At 73.8% G+C, this 19,928-nt stretch carries 15 protein-coding genes and 1 pseudogene; 11 read left to right on the plus strand and 5 right to left on the minus strand.

What is annotated here, in order from left to right; all coding sequences use genetic code 11:
* Positions 1–153: 153 nt before the first annotated feature.
* The 6 genes from ELR47_RS04745 (at position 154) to ELR47_RS04770 (ending at position 10,444) form a co-directional block, all read left to right on the plus strand.
* Positions 154–1,707 (plus strand): TIGR02677 family protein, encoded by a 1,554-nt coding sequence (locus ELR47_RS04745; RefSeq protein WP_130648851.1) that lies wholly within the window; start codon positions 154–156, stop codon positions 1,705–1,707.
* Entirely contained in the window at positions 1,704–2,948 is a 1,245-nt protein-coding gene (locus tag ELR47_RS04750; RefSeq protein WP_205745446.1) for a TIGR02678 family protein, read from the plus strand. Before ELR47_RS04745 ends, ELR47_RS04750 begins: the two co-directional genes overlap by 4 nt.
* Positions 2,945–7,120 carry a TIGR02680 family protein gene (locus ELR47_RS04755; protein WP_130648852.1) on the plus strand — a complete coding sequence of 1,392 codons (4,176 nt, stop codon included), beginning with the start codon at positions 2,945–2,947 and terminating at the stop codon, positions 7,118–7,120. Before ELR47_RS04750 ends, ELR47_RS04755 begins: the two co-directional genes overlap by 4 nt.
* Complete coding sequence (locus tag ELR47_RS04760) at positions 7,117–8,379, plus strand: TIGR02679 family protein (RefSeq protein ID WP_130648853.1); 1,263 nt, start codon at positions 7,117–7,119, stop codon at positions 8,377–8,379. Before ELR47_RS04755 ends, ELR47_RS04760 begins: the two co-directional genes overlap by 4 nt.
* A 41-nt stretch (positions 8,380–8,420) precedes the next feature.
* Complete coding sequence (locus tag ELR47_RS04765; RefSeq protein WP_130648854.1) at positions 8,421–8,738, plus strand: hypothetical protein; 318 nt, start codon at positions 8,421–8,423, stop codon at positions 8,736–8,738.
* Between the two features lie 404 nt (positions 8,739–9,142).
* The gene (locus tag ELR47_RS04770; protein WP_130648855.1) at positions 9,143–10,444 is read left to right on the plus strand and encodes a CapA family protein; all 1,302 of its coding nucleotides are present in this window, start codon (positions 9,143–9,145) and stop codon (positions 10,442–10,444) included.
* Positions 10,445–10,457: 13 nt separating this feature from the next.
* Here ELR47_RS04770 and ELR47_RS04775 read toward each other — a convergent pair whose 3' ends face one another.
* From ELR47_RS04775 to ELR47_RS04795, 5 genes and pseudogenes are all read right to left on the minus strand, one after another.
* Entirely contained in the window at positions 10,458–10,871 is a 414-nt protein-coding gene (locus ELR47_RS04775; protein WP_130648856.1) for an SRPBCC family protein, read from the minus strand.
* A gap of 351 nt (positions 10,872–11,222) precedes the next feature.
* A pseudogene (locus ELR47_RS04780) lies at positions 11,223–11,404 on the minus strand (hypothetical protein).
* A 66-nt stretch (positions 11,405–11,470) separates the two neighbouring features.
* Positions 11,471–12,928, minus strand: a complete 1,458-nt coding sequence (locus tag ELR47_RS04785; protein ID WP_130648857.1) for a DUF4389 domain-containing protein — start codon at positions 12,926–12,928, stop codon at positions 11,471–11,473.
* A gap of 171 nt (positions 12,929–13,099) precedes the next feature.
* Entirely contained in the window at positions 13,100–13,471 is a 372-nt protein-coding gene (locus ELR47_RS04790; RefSeq protein ID WP_130648858.1) for a response regulator, read from the minus strand.
* Positions 13,468–14,259 (minus strand): hypothetical protein, encoded by a 792-nt coding sequence (locus ELR47_RS04795; RefSeq protein WP_130648859.1) that lies wholly within the window; start codon positions 14,257–14,259, stop codon positions 13,468–13,470. Before ELR47_RS04795 ends, ELR47_RS04790 begins: the two co-directional genes overlap by 4 nt.
* A 344-nt stretch (positions 14,260–14,603) precedes the next feature.
* Here ELR47_RS04795 and ELR47_RS04800 point away from each other — a divergent pair, with 344 nt between their 5' ends.
* The 5 genes from ELR47_RS04800 (at position 14,604) to ELR47_RS04820 (ending at position 19,924) form a co-directional block, all read left to right on the plus strand.
* Complete coding sequence (locus tag ELR47_RS04800) at positions 14,604–15,785, plus strand: Gfo/Idh/MocA family protein (RefSeq protein WP_130648860.1); 1,182 nt, start codon at positions 14,604–14,606, stop codon at positions 15,783–15,785.
* Between the two features lie 76 nt (positions 15,786–15,861).
* Positions 15,862–16,869, plus strand: coding sequence for a sugar phosphate isomerase/epimerase family protein (locus tag ELR47_RS04805; protein ID WP_130648861.1), 1,008 nt, complete (start codon positions 15,862–15,864; stop codon positions 16,867–16,869).
* Between the two features lie 77 nt (positions 16,870–16,946).
* A complete protein-coding gene (locus ELR47_RS04810) occupies positions 16,947–17,912 on the plus strand; it encodes a carbon-nitrogen hydrolase family protein (protein ID WP_130648862.1) in 966 nt (321 codons plus the stop codon).
* Positions 17,913–18,063: 151 nt separating this feature from the next.
* Positions 18,064–18,708 carry a hypothetical protein gene (locus tag ELR47_RS04815; protein WP_130648863.1) on the plus strand — a complete coding sequence of 215 codons (645 nt, stop codon included), beginning with the start codon at positions 18,064–18,066 and terminating at the stop codon, positions 18,706–18,708.
* A 184-nt stretch (positions 18,709–18,892) separates the two neighbouring features.
* Positions 18,893–19,924, plus strand: a complete 1,032-nt coding sequence (locus ELR47_RS04820) for a potassium channel family protein (RefSeq protein ID WP_130648864.1) — start codon at positions 18,893–18,895, stop codon at positions 19,922–19,924.
* Positions 19,925–19,928: the final 4 nt, after the last annotated feature.

Genomic DNA, 19,928 nt, shown 5'->3' on the forward strand with positions numbered 1-19,928 from the left:
GTCCCCTCTCTTGCGGGACAGGCTAGCTGCGGCCCCCGCACTGCCGACAAGACCGCGGACGGCGTCTCCGGGGGCAACACGACGTGGTCGGAGTCCCCCTCACCACTAGCCTTGGGTGACGAGCTCCAGCGCCCGACGGGAGAACCGCACCCGGTGCCAACCGACTACGGCACGTTCGCCCACCTCGCTGCGGACAAGCGTCACCACTACCGCGAGGTGCTCGACGTCTTCGCCGACGCGAAGGCGCGGTTCGTGCTGCATCTGCGGCCGTCCGACGTCGTGGCGGCGCTCCCCGGGCGTGCCGATGTCGGCGAGGTCGATGCGGCGCTCCGCCAGCTGGTGAGCTGGGGCAATCTGTCGGCCGATCCGGACACCGCCGAGGTCGCCACGGTGGAGGAGTTCTACCGCGCCCGCTTCCTGTACCGGCTCACGCCCGAAGGCGAGGCGACCGAGCGCGCCCTGGAGGTGTTCGAGCAGGGGCTCCGCCGGTCCGGTGAGCTGCAGACCGCCGCCCTCGGCGACATCCGCGACCTGCTGCAGCAACTGCGTGAGCACCTCGCGGTCGACGAGCCGTCGGGCGCCCACGGGTCGTCGCTGCCCGACGACCTCGACGTGGGCAAGGTGCATCTGACCCTGCGTTCGCTGTGGGGCCGCTTCGAGGAGTTGACCGACCGCGCACAGACGTTCGTGGCCAGCCTGCAGCGCACCGTCGACCTGCACGCCATCGATGTCGACGCGCTGCTGGCCTACAAGGACGCCCTGCTCGGCTACCTGGAACGGTTCATCGGCGAGCTCGTCGTCGCCCAGGCACACATCGCCGCGCTGCTGCGCGACCTCGAGGGGCCCGCCGTCGAGCGGTTGCTCCAGATCGCGGCCGACCGGGAGCTGGCCGACGCCCTCGCCCCCAGCGAGGACGACCGGGCCGCCGCACGGGCGAGCTGGCAGGCCCGCTGGGCCGGGCTGGTCGGATGGTTCCTGCCCGACGGCGAGCGTCCCGCCCAGGCCGAGCTGCTGCGCGCCCGGGCACGCGCGGCGATCCCCGCGCTGTTGCAGGCCATCGCCGAGGTCAACGAGCGGCGCCTGTCCCGTTCGGACCGGGCCGGCGACCTGCGCGCCCTCGCCCGCTGGTTCGCCGCCTGCGACGCCGACGCCGACGCCCACCGGCTGTGGCGTGCCGCGTTCTCGCTCGCACCCGCCCGCCACCTGGCCGTCGACCAGGACACACTGGCGGAACGGGACCAGTCGCCCGTCCCGGCCGCCACCAGCTGGCTCGATGGCCCACCGGTGCGCATCAGTCCCCGGCTGCGCCGGACCGGTCGCACCACGCGACGCGGGCGGGTCAACGGCATCATCGACCGCAGCCGCGAGAAGCAGCTGCTCGCGCGTCTCGCCGCCGAGGAAGCCGCCCAGCTCGCCGCCGCCCGCGCCCAGCTGTGCACCGACGGGCCCGTGCGACTGGGCGAGCTCGGCCCGTTGGATCCGGTCGCCTTCGAGCTGTTCCTCGACCTGCTCGCCGCCGCCCTCGCCGAGGCCGTCGACCGGCGGGCGCCCGTGGTCGCCACCAGCGCCGACGGTGCCCTCGAGCTCGAACTCGTCCCCACCGGCGACGGCGGTCGGGCCCACGTCCACACGACGGCCGGTGTGCTGTCCGGTCCGGACCACTGGGTCCACATCCGCGAGGCGGCGCGCGTCCGGGCGGCCTCGTGAGCACCGTCGACGCCCCCGTGTCCGAGCTGCGCGAGCAACTCGAGGCGGCCGAGCGCCACGAGTTCCGACTGGCGCTGCGGACCCTGCTGATGCGGCCGCTGCTGCCCGCGACCGACGACGCCTTCCCCGCCGTGCGGCGGCAGGCCACGGCCCTGCGCGACTGGCTGGCCTCCGAAACCGGCTGGATCCTGCACGTCGACCGCTCCCATGCCCGTCTGCGCAAGACCCCCGCCCGGCTGACCGACGGCACCCGCGGGGCGCGCGCCCGTCCGGGTGACCCGCCCTTCTCCCGGCGGCGCTACGTGCTGCTCTGCCTCGCCCTTGCCGCGCTGGAGGGGGAGGAACGCCAGACCGCCCTGGGGCGGCTCGCCGAACGCATCGTCGGCAGCGTCGCGGCCGACGAGCAGCTGGCTGCCGCCGGGGTGCGTTTCACCCTCGAGACCCGTGACGAACGACGCGACCTCGTGGCCGTCGCCCGCCTGCTGCTCGCCCTCAAGGTGCTGCGTCGTGTCGACGGGGACGAGGCCGCCTACGTGACCGGCGCCGGCGACGCGTTGTACGCCGTCGACCGCGCCGCGCTGGCCGCGATGCTGGCCACCCGTCGGCCCCCGACCACCGTCGACGCCGTCCACCTCGACGACCGGTTGGCCGCCATCACCGAGGAGCCGGTCCCCGACACCACCGACGCACGCAACCGCGCCATCCGTCACCGGCTGACACGTCGACTGCTCGACGACGCCGTGCTCGCCTACGACGAGCTCGACGACGCCGAGCTGGCCTACCTCACGTCCCAACGCGCCCGCATCCTCGGCGCCATCACCGAGGCGACCGGGCTCGTGCCTGAGATCCGGGCCGAGGGCATCGCCCTGCTCGACGACCGTGGCGACGCGACCGACCTGCGCATCCCCGAAGAGGGCACCGACGGCCACCTCACCCTGCTGCTCGCCGAGCACCTGGCACGCGCCCTTCGTGCACGACCGGGCACACCGGTGCCGTTCCACGAGCTCGAGGCCCACACCGCCGAGCTCGCCGTACGGCACGCCGCCCACTGGCGCAAGGACGCCACCGACCCGGCCAACGGCCCGACACTCACCGCCGACGCGGTCGGCCGGCTGGCCGCGCTCGACCTCGTCGTCGTGACCGACGCCGGCGTCCTGCCGCGCCCGCCGATCGCCCGCTACGCCGTCGACGAGCCCCTGCTCCCGCCCAGCCTGCAGCTGTTCGACCAGGACGCCCCGTGACCGACGCCCCTCCGACCCTCGACGCTTCGCCCGACACGCCCCCGGGCGCCGCGGTGGGCTCCGGTCTGCCCAGGCCGGGACGGACCCGTTGGCAGCCGCTACGCGTCGGGCTGGTCAACCTGTACCGCTTCGATGACGAGACCTTCGCGTTCGAGGACGGGCGCCTGCTGCTGCGCGGCAACAACGGCACCGGCAAGTCGCGCGTGCTGGCGTTGACGGTGCCGTTCCTCTTCGACGGGCAGATGGAACCACACCGCGTCGAACCCGACGGCGACACCGCCAAGCGCATGGAATGGAACCTGCTGCTGGGCAAGCACGACGACCGGCTCGGCTACGCCTGGCTGGAACTCGGCCGTCGCACGACGTCCGACGACGCCGCAGACGACGACGCCGCGGACGGCGAGGCCGCGGGGGAGCGGTTCCTCACCATCGGCTGCGGCATGCGCGCGAGCGCCGGAAGGGGCGCTCCGCGTCGTTGGTTCTTCGTCACCGACCAGCGCATCGGCGACGAGCTGTCCCTGATCGCCGACGCGGGACACGCGCTCACCCGCGAGCGGCTGATCGAGGCGATCGGCGACCACGGCCAGGTGCTCGACACGGCCACCGACTACCGCCGGGTGCTCGACCGCACCCTGTTCGGGCTCGGCGAGCACCGGTACGAGGCACTGGTCGACCTGCTCGTGCAGTTGCGGCGCCCCCAGCTGTCCCGACAGCTCGACGAGTCCCTGCTGTCCGAGGCGCTGTCCGAAGCGCTGCCTCCCCTGCCGTCCGCCGTGATCGCGGACGTCGCCGAGGCGTTCCGGGCGCTCGACGACGACCGCGACCAACTCGCGGGCTACCAGGCCGCCCAGGCCGCCACCGACACGTTCCTGACGGCCTACCGCAGCTACGGGCAGGTCGCCGCCCGTCGTCGGGCCACCGCCGTGACCCGCGCCAACTCCCGCTACGAACGGCTGCGCGCGGACCTCCGGAACGCCGAACGCCGCCGGGACGACGCCGACGCCGAGGTGGCACGGCTCGAAGCGCAGCGCGAACAGCTGTCCGACGCCGAGCGGTCCGCCGCTGTCGAGGTGCGCACCCTCGAGGCCTCGCCGGAGATGGAGGCCGCCCGCGAACTCGATGCCGCCCGGGCCCGCGCCGACGAGTTGGCCGCGGCCGCGGACGCGCGTACCGACGACCTCGCCCGCGCCGAGGAGGACGCCGCGCACCGCGCCGAGGTGCGCGACCGGGCCGAGGAGCACGCAGCCACGTCGCGCACGGAGGTGACCGAAGCCACCGGGACGGCGGGTGAGGCCGCGACGGCGACCGGCCTGGCCGACGTGCACGAGCGGACGCTCGCCCCGCTGACGCTGCCCGACGTGCGTGACGAGCGGGCGGTCGAGGACGCCCGTCGCCGGCTGGACGAGTCGACCGCGCGGATGCAGCGTGCGGCCGACCACCTCGTCACCCTCGGCCGACAGGTCGAGCAGTTCGAGCGCGAGCTCGGCACCGCCCGCAGCCGTCTCGACGAACGCACCAGCGAGCTCGACCGGGCACACGACGCCGCAGCGGCGGCCGAGACGGCGCTCGACGAGGCGCGGACCTCCACGGTCGGCGCGCTGCGGGCGTGGGTCGGCGAGCTGGGCGTGCTCGCCGACCTCGACGTCGAGTCGGTCATCGAGGCGATCTCCAGCTGGAACGGTGACGGCGCCGGACCCGTCACCTCCGCTGCCGACCGGGCGCTCGCCGTCGTACGCGAGCACGCGACGCGACGGCTCACCGCCCTCGACGCCGACGAGCGGACGCTCGAGGCCGCGCGCTCTGCGGCGTCCGCCGAACGTGATGAGGTGGCGGCCGGGGTCGCGATCCCACCTCCCGCCCCGCACACCCGTGATCCCGCGTCACGTGTGGGTCGGCCGGGCGCGCCGCTGTGGCGGCTGGTCGACCTGGCGGCCGGCGTCGAACCGGGCGACGCCGCCGGCTACGAGGCCGGCCTGGAGGCCGCCGGGCTGCTCGATGCCTGGGTCGCGCCCGACGGCGCGCTCGTCGACGCCGACGACACCGTCCTGGTCCCCACCGACGCCCCACCGCGACCCGACGGCGGGCTGACGTCCGTGCTGATCCCGGACGCCGCACCCGGCGACACCGCCGCCGCCGCGGTACCGCCCGAGCACGTCACGGCGCTGCTCGCGCGCATCGCCGCCACGGAGGACGGTGAGGTCTGGGTCGCCGCCGACGGACGCTGGCGTCTGGGCCCGCTGCACGGCCGCTGGCGCAAGGACGAGATCGCCCACCTGGGCCATGCCGCCCGGGAACGCGCCCGCCAGCGCCGGCTCGCCGAGTTGGACGCGCAGCTGGCCGCCCTCGACGAGCAACAGCACGACCTCGCCCGGCAGCATCACGAGGTCACCCGGCGCGTCGCCACCGCGGAGGCTGAGCGCGCCTCCGCGCCCGACGAGGACGCCGTACGTCAGGCCCGGTTCGCGCTCGACCACGCCGGCGCGCAGGTGCGCCACCATCGCGAACGGGTCGCCGCCGTCGAGGCGGAGGTCGCCGAGCGGCATGCGCGCCTCGAGGCCGCCGCGACCGCACGCGACGACGTCGCCGCCGACCTCGGCCTGCCCGACCGCGCGACGGATCCCCAGGCGTTGCTCGCCGACCTCGCCGTCTATCGCGCCGCGCTCACCGAGCTGTGGGCCGCGCTCAAGGTCCACGCCGCCGATCTCCGCACGCTCGACAGCGCCACCCTCGAACGCGACCGCGCCGCAGGCGAGCGGAACCGACGGCACGAGCAGGTGCGTGCGGCGCGCCGTGCGGCCGCCGACGCCGCCACCCGGCGCGACACGCTCCAGGCAGCCGTCGGTCGCTCCGCCGCGGAGATCATCGCCCGCGTCGAGCAGGCCCGCGCGCGCCAGCAGCGCCTGTCCGACCAACGCGAGCAGGTGGCCAGCCAGCGCGAGGAGCAGGTCGTCGCCCGCACCAGCGCCGCCACCGAAGCCGAGCAGCTCACCGGCACGCTCGCCGAGCAGGAGGCCGACCGCGCTGGCGAGGTCGAGCACCTCCGCCGACTGGTCCGTGCCGGCTTCCTCGCCGTCGCCGGGGTCGACTATGACGCCGACGTGGCCGACGGGGACGCCTCATGGGCCCCCGACCCGGCGGTGCGGACCGCGCGACGGGTCAACGACGAACTGGGGGCCGTCGCCGCGGACGACCCGGACTGGGAACGCGTCCAGCGCGGGCTGCACGGCCACTACACCACCCTCGAGCAGGCCCTGTTGCCCCACGCGCTGCAGCCCACCGGCACCTTCGACGACGACCTGTTCGTCGTCACCACCGCGTTCCAGGGGCGTGCCACCACGATGCCCGAACTCGGCGCCCAGCTCGCCGACGAGGTCATCCACCGCCAGAGCCTGCTCGACGCCCGCGAGCGCGAGGTGCTCGAGAACCACCTCGTCGGCGAGGTCGCCACGCAACTGCACGAGCTCATCCGCGCCGGCGAGGCGATGGTCGCCGCGATGAACGCCGAGCTCGCGGCCCGACCGACGAGCACGGGCATGCGACTGCGGTTCAGCTGGAAGCCCCGGGTGGACGGGCCCGAGGCCCTCGCCGACGCCAGGCGGCGCCTGCTGGCCGCCGACCACGTCTGGTCCGTCCAGGACCGCGAGGCGCTCGGCGCGTTCCTGCAGGCCCGCATCCGGGAGGTCCGCGACGCCGACGACACCGCGACCTGGCAGGAACACCTCACCCAGGCGTTGGACTACCGCCGTTGGCACCTGTTCGCCGTCGAGCGCGAGCAGGAGGGCACGTGGGTCCGGCTGACCCGTCGCACCCACGGCACCGGCTCGGGCGGGGAGAAGGCCCTCGCGCTGACCGTGCCGCAGTTCGCCGCCGCCGCGGCCCACTACCGCAGCGCCGACGAGCACGCGCCCCGGCTCATCGCCCTCGACGAGGCGTTCGTCGGCATCGACGGTGACATGCGGGCCAAGTGCCTGGACCTGTTGGTCCGCTTCGACCTCGACGTCGTCATGACCAGCGAACGCGAGTGGGCCTGCTACCCGACGGTGCCGGCGATCGCGATCCACCAGCTGTCCACCCGGCCGGGCATCGACGCCATCGGCGTGCACCGCTGGCGGTGGAACGGCCGCGACCGCCTCGAGGTCGTCGACGGTGACCGCCAGGAAACGGCACCGTGACCGTCGACCGGGGCCGAGCGGTCGCGCTGTTCGGCGAGGAGCTCACCTGGATCGTCGACCGGCTGCAGGCGCGGCTCGAACGGGGACAGCCGCTCCACGGACGCCTCCGCCTCGCCCACCCGACCGACGCGCAACGCGAGGCGGTCGAACGGCTCACGGGTCGTCGTCCCACCACGGCCGGCTCCGTCAGCGTCGAGGTGGCGGACCTCGAACGCATCCTCGCGCACGCCGGCATCGCGCCCGACCTGCGATCGTTGGTGGAGACGCTCCGCGGCCCGGTGCTCGACCGGCCCGCGGCGGCGGCCGCCGAGCAGCGCCGATGGCGTCTCGTCCACGACCGGTTGCGCACCGACGCCGAGGACGTCGACCCGACGCTGGTGGCCTGGGCGGACGAGCTGGCGACCACCGGGCTGCTGCGCCGGTTGGCCGGCGACGCCGAGGTCGCCGCGCAACTCGGCGATCAGGCGCTGGAGGTCCTCCGTCGACTGCCCGCCGACGCGGTGCCGCTGCCGCAGCTGGCCGCGACCAGCCTGGGCGACAGTCACGCGCTGGACGACGGCACCTCGCTGTCCACGCTCGTGCTCCGCGGCATCGAGTCGGTCACCGGCCTGCCGCGACGCGATCGCCGTGCCGCCGAGCGGCGAGCGCTGTGGGCCAGGGTCGGCGTCCTGCTCGACGAGCTGTCCGCACCGGTGCTCGTCGCCGGCCTGCGGCCGAGCGGTGATGGGTTGCTGGCGACGACCCTGCGCGAGCACGCCGACGCCGGCGAACCGTGCCGTATCACCCTGCGGCTGTTGGTTCGTCATCCGGCGGACTGGACGTCGCTGCGGCGCCAGCGCGTCCTGGTGTGCGAGAACCCGACCGTGGCTGCGGCGGTCACCGACCGGTGTGGTCCGGCGACGCCACCGCTGGTGTGCACCGACGGGCAGCCGTCGGGGTCCGTGCAGACCCTGCTCGGCCAGCTCGTGGACGCTGGTGTGGTGCTGGACTTCCACGCCGATTTCGACGGTGGTGGGGTTCGCATCGGCAACCTGTTGATCGACCGGTTCGGCGCCACCCCGTGGCGTATGGGACGGACGGCGTACGAGGAGGCGGCGACGAGCGCCAGCCGGCCGCTCGGGGCAGTTCCACCCGAAGCAAGCTGGGACCCCGAACTGTCCGCCGCCATCATCGCCCGCGGTCGCGCCGTCCATGAGGAGCAGCTGCTGGACGAGCTCGTCACCGAGCTGATGCGCGACCGGTGGATCACCCCAGGCTGACCCACGCGACGTGGGCGGTAGTCGTTGGAATTGGGGCGCAGATGAGTGCACTCGAGCGAGTGATCGAAGAACGCGGACGGCGCGCACCGGGGTTCGCCGCTGCGGTCGAGGCCGAGCTGGCCGAGATCCGGGCGTTCGATGATGTCGTGAACGTCATCGTGGACCGGCTCAGCGAGCTGGGCTGGACCCGCGAGGAGTTGGCCCTTCGGGACGACCGGAACGCTGCGTCTCTGCGGCGGCTGTTCACCGCGCCCTCGGCGAACCCGACCTTGGCGACGATGATGTCGATCGCCGAGGCGCTCCGGTCTGCGGCTCGAAATTCGCGAGCAGAACTCGGTGGAGCAGATGCTCGCCGCTAGGTGAAGTCGAGGTGGCGGGTCGCCTCGTACGCGTCCGTTGTTGACGGACTCGTCGATAGACGGACCCGTGCATCGCCGTTCGGTTTGGCTTGGAGTCGCCGTCGAGCATCACCAGCGCGGGTCCTCCGGGATGGTTGCGGCCGAGCGGGCAGAACAGGCGGTGAAGCTGGTGACCCTGCCGGCAGCGCACCTCGTAGATGCCGGCCATTGTCCCCGTGCATCGCTTCCCCCTTGCCGCCACCCGCAGACGCTGGCGTCGGCGCGTCCCAACGACGCCTCCTTGGTGGCTGCGCTTCGTGTGAACCTACGCGGGGGCGGTGACACGAGCCCGTTAGGCTCACAGGTGACCGTGACGTGGAGTTCCGAACCTGCTGACCCGTCGACTGCTGACCGCCGCGCCGCTGTTGGTCGCCGCCGCCTGCGCTCCGGGAGCCGGTCCTCCGACGGCCATCGGGGACGCGGACGAGGAGACGGTCCTCGACCTCGCCGAACCGCCCGACGCGAGCAGCGGGCCGGGCGACGTCGGCGCAGCGGAGTTCACCCTCGACGAGGCACCGGCACCGGAAGCCGACCTGCCGCCGTCGGCGAGCGTGGAGACCGACCAGCTCGACCTCCCGGAGCAGCCGGCACGCTCGTTCACGATCGTCGGCGGCGGGGACATCCTGCCCCACATGGCCGTCATCGACCGGGCCGCGCAGTACGGCGCCGAGTCCGGCGAGGCGTACTATTTCCGGCCGATGTTCGCCGAGATCGCCCCGCACCTGCAGGCGGCCGACCTGGCGGTGTGCCACCTCGAGGTGCCGCTGTCGCCGGACAACGCCGAGCTCTACGGCGGCGGCGACGTCCGTACGGCGACGAACCAGCCGCTGTTCCTCTCGCCGTACCAGCTGGCCGACGCGATCGCGGACGCCGGCTTCGACACCTGCTCGACCGCCCACAACCACTCCCTCGACGGCGGGGTGGAGGGCTTGGTGGGGACGCTGGACGCGCTCGACCGGGTCGGGGTCGCGCATGCCGGAACGGCCCGGACCCGGGCCGAGTCGGCCGCGACGACGCTGCTGGAGGTCGCCGGGGTCACCGTCGCGCACCTGTCCTCCACCTACGGGATCAACGACGTGCCGATGCCCGAGGACGGCGCGTGGATGGTCGACGTCACCGACCACGACGCCATCCTCGCCGAGGCCGACCGGGCGCGCGACGCCGGCGCGGAGTTCGTCGTGCTGAGCCTGCACCAGGGCCGCGAGTACCACGTCGAACCGTCCGAGGCGCAGCGCGACAACGCCGAGGTGCTGCTGGCCGACGGGGGCGTGGACCTGATCATCGGCCACCACGCCCACGTCGTGCAGCCCATCGAGCGCGTCCACGACCGGGTGACGGCTCACGGCGTGGGCAACCTGCTCTCCAACATGCACGCCGAGTTCACCGGTCCGAACTCCCAGGACGGGATCCTCGCCCACTTCGAGGTGACCGAGACCGAACCGGGGAGCTTCGAGGTCACCGACGTCGGCTACGTGCCGCTGTGGGTGGACCGGTCCCGGCACCTGGTCGTCGACGTCGGCACGGCGCTGGCCGAGGACCGCCACCCGCAGCTGCGCGCCGAGCTCACCGCGTCGTGGGAGCGGACGCTCGACGCCGTCGACCGGGACGGTGCCTCCGCGTGGGGCGTGGCGCCGCTCACCGGGCCCGCCGACGACGGGCGCCGGTGAGTCGCCTGTCCGGTCAGTCCTTCTCGAGGTACTCCTTGAGGTGCCGCAGGTCGTCCTCGACCTTCTTCTCGAGGAAGTCGACGGCGTCGGCGAACTGCAACGCGGCGCTGTCGAGGTCGTAGGACGCCTCGAGGCGGACGTCGGTGGCCCCCTCGCCGGCGTCGGTCAGCCGGAACTCGCCGGCCTCCTGCACGTCGTCCTCGTCGGTGCGCCAGGCGATGCGCTCCCCGGGTTCCTCGGCGGTGATCCGGGCCTCGTACTCCCGCGTCACCGGGCCCAGCGACATCCTCCAGTGCAGCCGGTCGCCGTCGCGCCGCACCTCGTCGGCACTGTCCATGAACGCGGGGTAGGTCTCGAAGCGCTGGAGCCGGTCGTAGACCTCGTCGCGGGGACGGTCGATCGTGAGCGCTGCGGTGTAGGTGTCCATGCGTTCCTCCTCGGTCGGTCCGGAGCGGATCCCGCGGCAGTGCGTCCGAGTGTCGGCACGCCTTCCGGCGTCGTGTGGTGGGAGGCCGTCGCCGCTGCCTCGGCGTTCCCGCACCTGCCGGGGCGACAACGTGCCGGGCGCTGGTCGGCGGCGAGGTGGCCGTCCGACCACACCGTCGGGCAGGGACTCGGCCGACCGGCACGGTGCCGCCACCGGACCCGCCGGCCCGGACGTCAGCGGCCGTACCAGGGCTCGTCGGGCTCGTCGCGACGCTCGGTGCAATCGCCGTCGAAGTCGTAGCGCCACCGTGCCCCCGTGCCGGAGTGCATCCACACGTACGAGCACCCGGCATCACGTCAGGGTGCGGAACACCTCGTAGACCAGGAAGGCGGGCCAGAACAGCCCCTGGAGGATCGCCAACGGGTGCTCCCAGAACGTGTCGGCCTGCTGCCAGAACCAGACCAGGGCGCCGAAGATGCCGAGGCCGTAGATCGCCCGCCACCAGCGGCCGCGCCGGCGTCGCGGTTGCTCATCGTCGTGCCTTTCCCGCCGGGGACGGCGGCCGGGCGCGTCGCCGCGCCCGGCCACCGTCGCGGACGTCACACGGGCTGACCCGTGGGGACCGGTGCGTGGGTGGGACCGCCGGTCGGTGCCTGCGGCGCGGTGGGCGGCGTGGGCTCGCCACCGCCGAGGTCGAGCCGGAACGGCGGGTACTCGTCGGTCATCAACGCCGCGTAGGCGATCACGCGGAACGCCCAGCGGTTGATGCCGACCACGAGGTCGAACAGGCCCGTCGGGTACCGGGCGGTGAACAGCAGCGCGACCGCGGCCACCAGGACCAGGATTCCGAGCACGCCACCGCCCAGCGCGAGGCGCCAGCCGGTCCCGTCGCCGGCCTCGGCGACGACCCAGCTGCCACCGCCACCGGTCAGCACGGCCAGGACGAGGTAGTGGGGAAGGGCGAGCAGCCACCACTTGACGAGCACGAGGCCGCGGGAGAGCCGCTCGGGGTGGACGATGGTGAGGTCGGCCGGGTAGTCGGCCGGTTCGAGCGTGAACGGCGGGTAGCGGTCCGTGCCCAGCGCGGCATAGCCGTAGAAGGACACCCGCCAGCTCCACCGCAGGATGCCGACGTTGACGTCGAACAGGCTGGGTGGGTAGCGGCCGGTGAACAGGATCGCGACGCCGGCGACGAGCGTGAGCACCACGAAGGTGATCCACAGCGCGACGAGCACGATCGCGTGCGGGACGAGCAGCAGCCACTTGACCAGCCACAGCCCTCGGCTCGGCCGGTCGAGCCGGCCGACGACGGCCACCGGCGAGCACGTCGGCGTCGCCGGGCCCGCCGCGCCCAGCGGCGCCTCGGTCCCGGTCTGCCCGACGCCCGTGCCCTGCCGGGCGCCCGTGCCCTGCCGGGCGAGCGCGCCGACGATCAGCGCGACACCGGCGGCGAGCAGCATGAGCCCGGCGGCCAGCGCGCCGGCCCCCAGCGGGACCAGCAGCGACGACTGGACGCCGGCACGGGCCGTGACGGCGAGGCCGGGCGTGGCGTCGGGGTTCATGACCACGACCGCCCAGCGGCCCGGTTCGGCCGTCCAGTCCAGCGTCTGACGGCCGCTGCCCTCGACGCTGGCGGCCCAGAAGTCCTGCTCGGCGGGGGGAGCGGGGGTCCGGTCAACGGCACGGGCGGTGAAGGCGGCATCCGGCAGGTCGAGGCGTTGCACCTCGTCGTGGGCGACACCGTCGAGGTAGCGCGCCACGTCGTCGCGTGGCGCCAGCCCGACGAAGACCGGGCCGGTGTCGGGCGTGACGGTGAGCCGCAGCTCGAGCTCCCGGGCAGGCGCCCAGTCCGCGGGGGAGGCGACGAGCTCGAGCTCCTCGGCCGTGATCGCGTACGCGGACGTCTGCAGGTCGAAGGTGGGGGTGGTGAGGAAGCCGTCCTCGTCGCCGTTCGCGGCGGAGGTGACGAGCACGGTGGTGCCAGCGGTGCCGAGTCCCACGCCGACGACGACGAGCAGGATCCCGGCCACCAAGGAGACGATGCGGATGGGCCTCATGGGGAAACCTCCGGACGACGGCCGGCTCCGGACGCGTCGTCCACCTCCCACCTTCCGCCGGTCCACCGCGGCGCGGCAGGGCAAGGTGACCCTGTCCAGATCGGCGACCGATGGCTCCTGGCCGGCGGTCGCCACCCGTGCGCCGGTCGGACGCACCGACCGGCCGCGACGTCAGCAGTTCTCGAGCGTGTCCGCGAGCACGTCGGCGAGTCGGGTCAGGTCGCCGCCCTTCTCCACCAGCTCGCAGGCGCCGGCCTCGCGGGCCGCCCGCAGCATCTGCGGCTCGGCGAAGCCGGTGAGGACGACGACGCGGAGGTCCGGCAGCTGCTGCTGGAGCAGCCGGGTCGCCTCGATGCCGTCCATCACCGGCATGGACAGGTCCATCACCACCAGGTCGGGCTGCAGCTCGACGGCGCGCTCCACCCCCTCGCGACCGTTCGCCGCTTCCCCGACGACGGTGAATCGTCCGTCGCGCTCGAGCGAGATCCGGACGACGAGCCGGATCATCTCGGTGTCGTCGACGAGCAGCACCCGTGCGGTCATGGAGGCGACAGCCGGTCGAGTGCGGCGTCCTCGCGTACCAGGGTGCTCCGGTCGGCCGGGCGTCCCTCGAGCAGGTCGGACACGACCCGCTTCGCGGCGGTCAGTGCGGCCGCGGCCGCGTCGCCGGCCAGGTCGTGCCGGCCGACCTGCTGGGCGTACACCGTCGCGGTCAGGCCCTGCACGACCGTGTCGTGCAGGGCCAACGCGTTCGCACGCGCCTCACCGGCGTGTTCGAGGTCGGCCTGCAGGCGGGCCGTCTCGCGGCTGGCCCGTTCGACGTCGCGCAGTCCGACGGCGTGGACGGCAGCGACCGCGGCGATGTAGCTGCCGTGGACCACGGCCCACATCACCGGCTGGTCGGCGACGGCGGGGTCGGCGAACACCGACGTCGGCGAGATGAGCGTCAGCGCGGCGTGGTGGACGACCACGAACGCAGCGGCGACCCCGAACACCACGAGGTCGCGGTACAGGGCCACCGCGGCGACGACCAGGAAGAAGTGGAAGTGGGCCTCGGGTTGACCGCCCGTGGTGTGCACGACCAGCGCGGAGGCGGTGAGCAGCCCGAACGTGGTGGCGGACGCGGCCAGGCGCTGGTGGGAGGCACGCAGGCCGATCACCCACAGCCCCAGGAGCGGGACGGACGTCTCGACCAGGGCATGGCCGAGGCGGTTGCCGCCGACGGCCATCGACAGGGCGAGCAGCGGCGGCACGTGCGCGAGCAGCGCCACCGTCAGCCACCGGTGGCGGCGGTGGAAGACCGGGTCGGTCCCGGCCGACGATCGGGTCAACGGCACGTGTCCCTCCCGGGGATCGACGCTGCACGGCGGCGATGGACGACCGCCGGGACGAGACGCGACACCATCATCACGGGGTCGATGGTACTCGCACGCGGTGACGCGTCCTCGTCGGGCGGTCGCGCCGGACGCCGTCCCCAGGAGCGCGGCCCATCGCCCTTGCGTCCGGCAACGCGCTGCACTATCAAGGGCCGTCCGCATGGCCCGAACGGGTATGGCCCCTGCCCGGGACCGCGCGACCGCCGCGCTCGAGGGCCAGCCAGCTCGATCCCGCTCGCGTGCACGGCACACGTCCCGGGACGCGCCGCCACCCTCCCGTGGAAGACGAAAGTGATCGCATGAGTGCCAGGAACGCCGCCCCACCGTTGCGTGTCGCGATGATCGGCCACGCCTTCATGGGGGCGGCCCACTCGCAGGCCTGGCGCACCGCGCCGCGCATGTTCGACCTGCCCCTGGCGCCGGAGATGACCGTGCTCGTCGGCCGCGACGAGCAGCGCGCGCAACAGGCCGCCGACCAGCTCGGCTGGGCGGACACGGAGACCGACTGGCGCCGCGCCGTCGAGCGCGACGACGTCGACCTCGTCGACATCTGCACGCCGGGCGACACCCACTGCGACATCGCCGTCGCGGCGCTCGAGGCCGGCAAGCACGTGCTGTGCGAGAAGCCGTTGGCCAACACCGTCGAGGAGGCCGAGCGGATGGTGGCCGCCGCCGAGCGTGCCGCCGCCGACGGCGTGCGCACCATGGTCGGCTTCACCTACCGGCGGGTGCCCGCCGTCGCGCTGGCCCGCCAGCTCGTCCGCGACGGCCGCCTCGGCGAGATCCGCCACGTGCGGGCGCAGTACCTCCAGGACTGGATCGTCGACCCCGAGGCGCCGCTGACCTGGCGGCTGCAGAAGCACCTCGCCGGCTCGGGCGCGCTGGGCGACATCGGTGCCCACGCCATCGACCTCGCGCAGCACGTGCTGGGTGACGTGCTGACCGAGCTCACCGGCACGACCACCACGTTCGTGACCGAGCGGCCGCTGCCGCCCGGCGACCACGGGCTCGACGGTGACGCCGACACCGGCCGCGGGCCGGTCACCGTCGACGACGCGGCGGCGTTCGTCGGCCGGTTCGCCGGCGGGGCGCTCGGCGTGTTCGAGGCCACCCGCTTCGCCACCGGACGCAAGAACGCGCTGCGCCTCGAGGTCAACGGCTCGCAGGGCAGCCTGGCGTTCGACTTCGAGGACATGAACGTCCTGGAGTTCCTCGACGCCACGGAGGCGGCGACGACCGCCGGCTTCCGTCGCATCCTGGTCACCGAGGAGGAGCACCCGTGGGTGGAGGGCTGGTGGCCGCCGGGGCACGGCCTGGGCTACGAGCACGGCTTCAGCCACCAGGTCGTCGACCTCGTCACCGCGATCGCCGAGGGACGCGACCCGGCACCGACCTTCGCCGACGGACTGCAGGTCCAGCGCGTCCTCGCGGCGGTCGAGGCCAGCGCGGACTCGGGCCGGTGGGCGCAGGTCGAGGCCTGAACGCGCGGACGCTCCGGACGCTTCGCACCACGACGCCGTGACCGACATCGCACCGACCAGAGAAGAAGGCAACGGCATGACCCGACCGATCACGTTGTTCACCGGCCAGTGGGCCGACCTGCCGCTCGAGGAGGTGGCGCGTCTCGCCGCCGAGTGGGGCTACGACGGGCTCGAGCTCGCCTGCTGGGGCGACCACCTCGACCCGTGGCGCGCGGCCGAGGACGACGACTACGTCCAGGACCGCCTCGCGCTGTTCGAGCGGCACGGCCTGCAGCTGCACGCGATCTCGAACCACCTCAAGGGCCAGGCGGTCTGCGACGACCCGATCGACCATCGCCACCGCGACATCGTCTCGCCGCGCGTGTGGGGCGACGGCGACCCGGAGGGCGTGCGGCAGCGCGCCGCCGAGGAGATGCAGATGACGGCCCGCGCCGCCCAGCGGCTCGGCGTCGACGTGGTCGTCGGGTTCACCGGCTCGTCGATCTGGAAGTACGTGGCGATGTTCCCGCCGGTCGGGCAGGACGTCATCGACGCCGGCTACCAGGACTTCGCCGACCGGTGGAACCCGATCCTCGACGTCTTCGACGAGTGCGGCGTGCGCTTCGCCCACGAGGTGCACCCCTCGGAGATCGCCTACGACTACTGGACGACCGTGCGGGCGCTGGAGGCCATCGGCCACCGCGAGGCGTTCGGGCTCAACTGGGACCCGAGCCACTTCGTGTGGCAGGACCTCGACCCGGTCGGCTTCCTGTGGGACTTCCAGGACCGGATCTACCACGTCGACTGCAAGGACGCGAAGCGTCGGGTCGGCAACGGCCGCAACGGCCGGCTCGGCTCGCACCTGGCGTGGGCCGACCCGCGTCGCGGCTGGGACTTCGTCTCCACCGGCCACGGTGACGTGCCGTGGGAGGAGTGCTTCCGCATGCTCAACGCGATCGGCTACGACGGGCCGATCTCGATCGAGTGGGAGGACGCCGGGATGGACCGCCTCGTCGGCGCCCCCGAAGCGCTCGAGTTCGTCCGCGGCCTCGCCTTCGAGGCCCCGAGCGCGTCGTTCGACGCCGCCTTCTCCAGCAGCAGCTGACCGACGTCCGCGGCGGCGTCGTCGTCGGTCACGGCGGCGCGGGATACTGCGTGTCCCGCGCCGCCCAGGAGCCGCCGATGCGTGTCGCCGCCGCCCAGTTCCATCCCGCCTGGCTCGATCCTGAGGGCGGGACCAAGCTCGTCGTGTCCTGCCTCGAGCAGGCCGCGGCGGCGTCGGTGGACCTGTTGGCCTTCGGCGAGACGTTCCTGTCCGGGTATCCGGTCTGGGTGTCGGAGACCGGCGGCGCACGCTTCGACGACGCGAAGCAGAAGCGCGCCTACGCGGCCTACCTGGCCGCCGCCGTCGAGCTCGACGGGCCGGAGCTCGCCACGATCCGCGAGGCCGCCGCCGACCTCGGCGTCTTCGTCCACCTCGGCGTCACCGAACGCGGCGGCGGGCCCGGGCGCGGCAGCGTCTACGCCACCCTGGTCGCGCTCGACCCGGTCTCCGGCGTGGTCGGTGCCCACCGCAAGCTGCGGCCGACGTTCGAGGAACGGCTGGTGTGGGCGCCCGGTGACGGCCACGGGCTGCGGGTCCACGCACTCCCCTCGGGCTGGCGCGTCGGCGGGCTCAACTGCTGGGAGAACTGGATGCCGCTCGCGCGCGCGGCGATGTACGCCGGCGGCGAGGACCTCCACGTCTCGGTGTGGCCCGGCTCGGTGGCCCTGACCCGCGACATCACCCGGTTCGTCGCCCGCGAGGGCCGGGTGTGGTCGCTCGCCGCCGGCGCGCTGCTGTCGATGGACGACATCCCGCGCGACTTCCCGCTGTACGACGAGCTGGCCGAGGCCGGTGGGGTGGACCGCGACGGCGGGTCGGCCGTGGCGGCCCCCGACGGCAGCTGGCTGGTCGAACCGGTCGCGGGGGAGGCCGGGCTGGTCATCGCCGACCTCGACCGGTCCCGGGTCGACGAGGAACGCCACAACTTCGACCCCACCGGGCACTACGCCCGCCCGGACGTCCTGCACCTCGACGTCGACCGCCGGCGACGCGAGGGCGTCACCTTCTCCGACGCCGCCCCGGATCGCGTTCCGCTGCGGTAGCGGGCACCCTGCCCGCCGGCGCGCTCCGCCCTGCCGGCGCGCTCCGGCCCTGCCCGGCACGCCCCGGCCTGCCCAGCACGTTCCGGCACCGCCGACCGCTCGACCTCGTCCCGATCCCGCCCAGATCCGCCCGCCTCCCCGAAGGACCCGCATGGAACTCCGCCGCTGGCTCCCGCTCGCCGCCCTCGGCCTCGTGGCCGTGGGGCTCGCCATCGCCGTGGTCGTCCTCGTCAACAGCCGCTCGGCCGCCGAGTCCGAGCTCGCCGCGACCCAGCAGCGCCTCGCCGAACGCGACGCGGAGATCGAGGAGCTGCGGTCCTCGATGGCCGCCGCCGACGAGGACGCCGCCGGCCGACGCGACGCCGCCACGGTCGAGAACCGCGAGCTGCAGACGCAGGTCGAGCAGCTCGAGGAACAGGTCGAACAGCTCACCGTGCAGCTCGCGGTGCAGCAGGCCGCCGCCGAGACGGCCACCGACCGGCTCGCCACCGCCGCCCGTGCCGAGCCCGCCGAGGACGGTGCCGCCGACGAGCCAGGTGCCGCGGCCGTGCCGGCGCCGACCCTCGCGCCGCCGGCGGCACCCGAGCCGCCGCCCTCGCCCGTGCCGGACGACACCAGCAACGCCTGCGACGACCTCGGCATGGGGCACGAAAACGGTGACGCCTGGTGCGCGCAGATCCTGCAGGACATCGCCGACTGCTACGACCGGATCGAGAACGACCCGAACTGGGTCCACTGGGACGGCCCGCTCTACGAGCACGTCCAGACCGGCGAGCTCACCAGCTGCGACGTCTGACGAGACGCTTCGCCACGAGGCATCGGATGACCGGGCGGGCGTGGTGCGGGCCGGTGCGGCGCGTCGGCAGCTGTCAGGCTCCACGTCCACGTGACGAGGACGTCGGCCGCCCCTCCGTGGCAGCCGCCGGCCGCCTCGGCGCGCACGAACGGGCCCCGACGACTCCGAGGCGAGGCACCCGAGGGTGAGATACTGGCTGTTGGTGCCCGGGCTGCTCATGGTCGTGGTCGTGTTCCTCGACGCGTTCCTGACCGCGGTCACCGCCGTCCACCTCGGGGGCCCGATCACCAAGCGGGTGTCGCTGGGGCTGTGGCGGCTCGGTCGCCGCTTCGCGCGGCGGCCGGACTCGCCGCTGCTCCTGGTCGTCGGTCCGACCGTGCTGCTCTCGATGTTGATCACCTGGGCCGGGGGCATGTGGATCGGTTGGACGCTGGTCTTCGCCGCCGGCCCGGAAGCCGTGATCAACGTCGACCGTGGCGAGGTCGCCGACTTCTGGTCCGTGGTCTACTTCGCCGGCTACACGGTGTTCACGGTCGGGCTGGGGGACTACGCGCCCAACGGTGCGCTGTGGCAGGTGCTCACCGCCGTGGCCACCAGCACCGGGTTCGTCCTGCTGACCATGACCGTGTCCTTCTTCATCCCGGTCGTCTCGGGCGTCGTCAAGCGTCGGGAGCTGGCGAGCCTCTCCTACGGTCTGGGCACCGACGCCCAGCACATGCTGTGCAACGCCTGGGACGGGCAGGGCTTCGACGAACTGCGTCCCCACCTGCACCAGTTGGCCCCGCAGATCAACGTCCTCGCCCAGCAGTTCCTGTCCTATCCGGTGCTGCACTACTTCCACAGCCCTCACCGCCACAGCGCCATCGAGCCGGGCATCGCCGCGCTCGACGAGGCGCTGTCGCTGCTCGAGCACGGCGTGGCCCCCTCGGTCCGGCCACACCCGATGGTGCTGCGACCGACCCGCGTCGCGCTGGAGCGCTTCACCGACCTCGTCGCCCGTGACCACGGCGCGGACGCCACGCAGGCCCCGCCCCTGCCGGACCTCGCGCCGCTGCGCCGGGCCGGTATCCCGACGGTCGACGACGACACCTTCCGGGCCGGCATGGCCGGTCGCGCCGAGGAACGTCGTCTGCTGTTGGCGCTGGTGCAGGGCACCTCGTGGCGGTGGAACGGTGACGTGGTCGTGGCGAGCGGCAGCGGCAGCACACCGGGCTGAGCCG

Source organism: Egicoccus halophilus (genome assembly GCF_004300825.1).
Lineage (GTDB): Bacteria > Actinomycetota > Nitriliruptoria > Nitriliruptorales > Nitriliruptoraceae > Egicoccus > Egicoccus halophilus.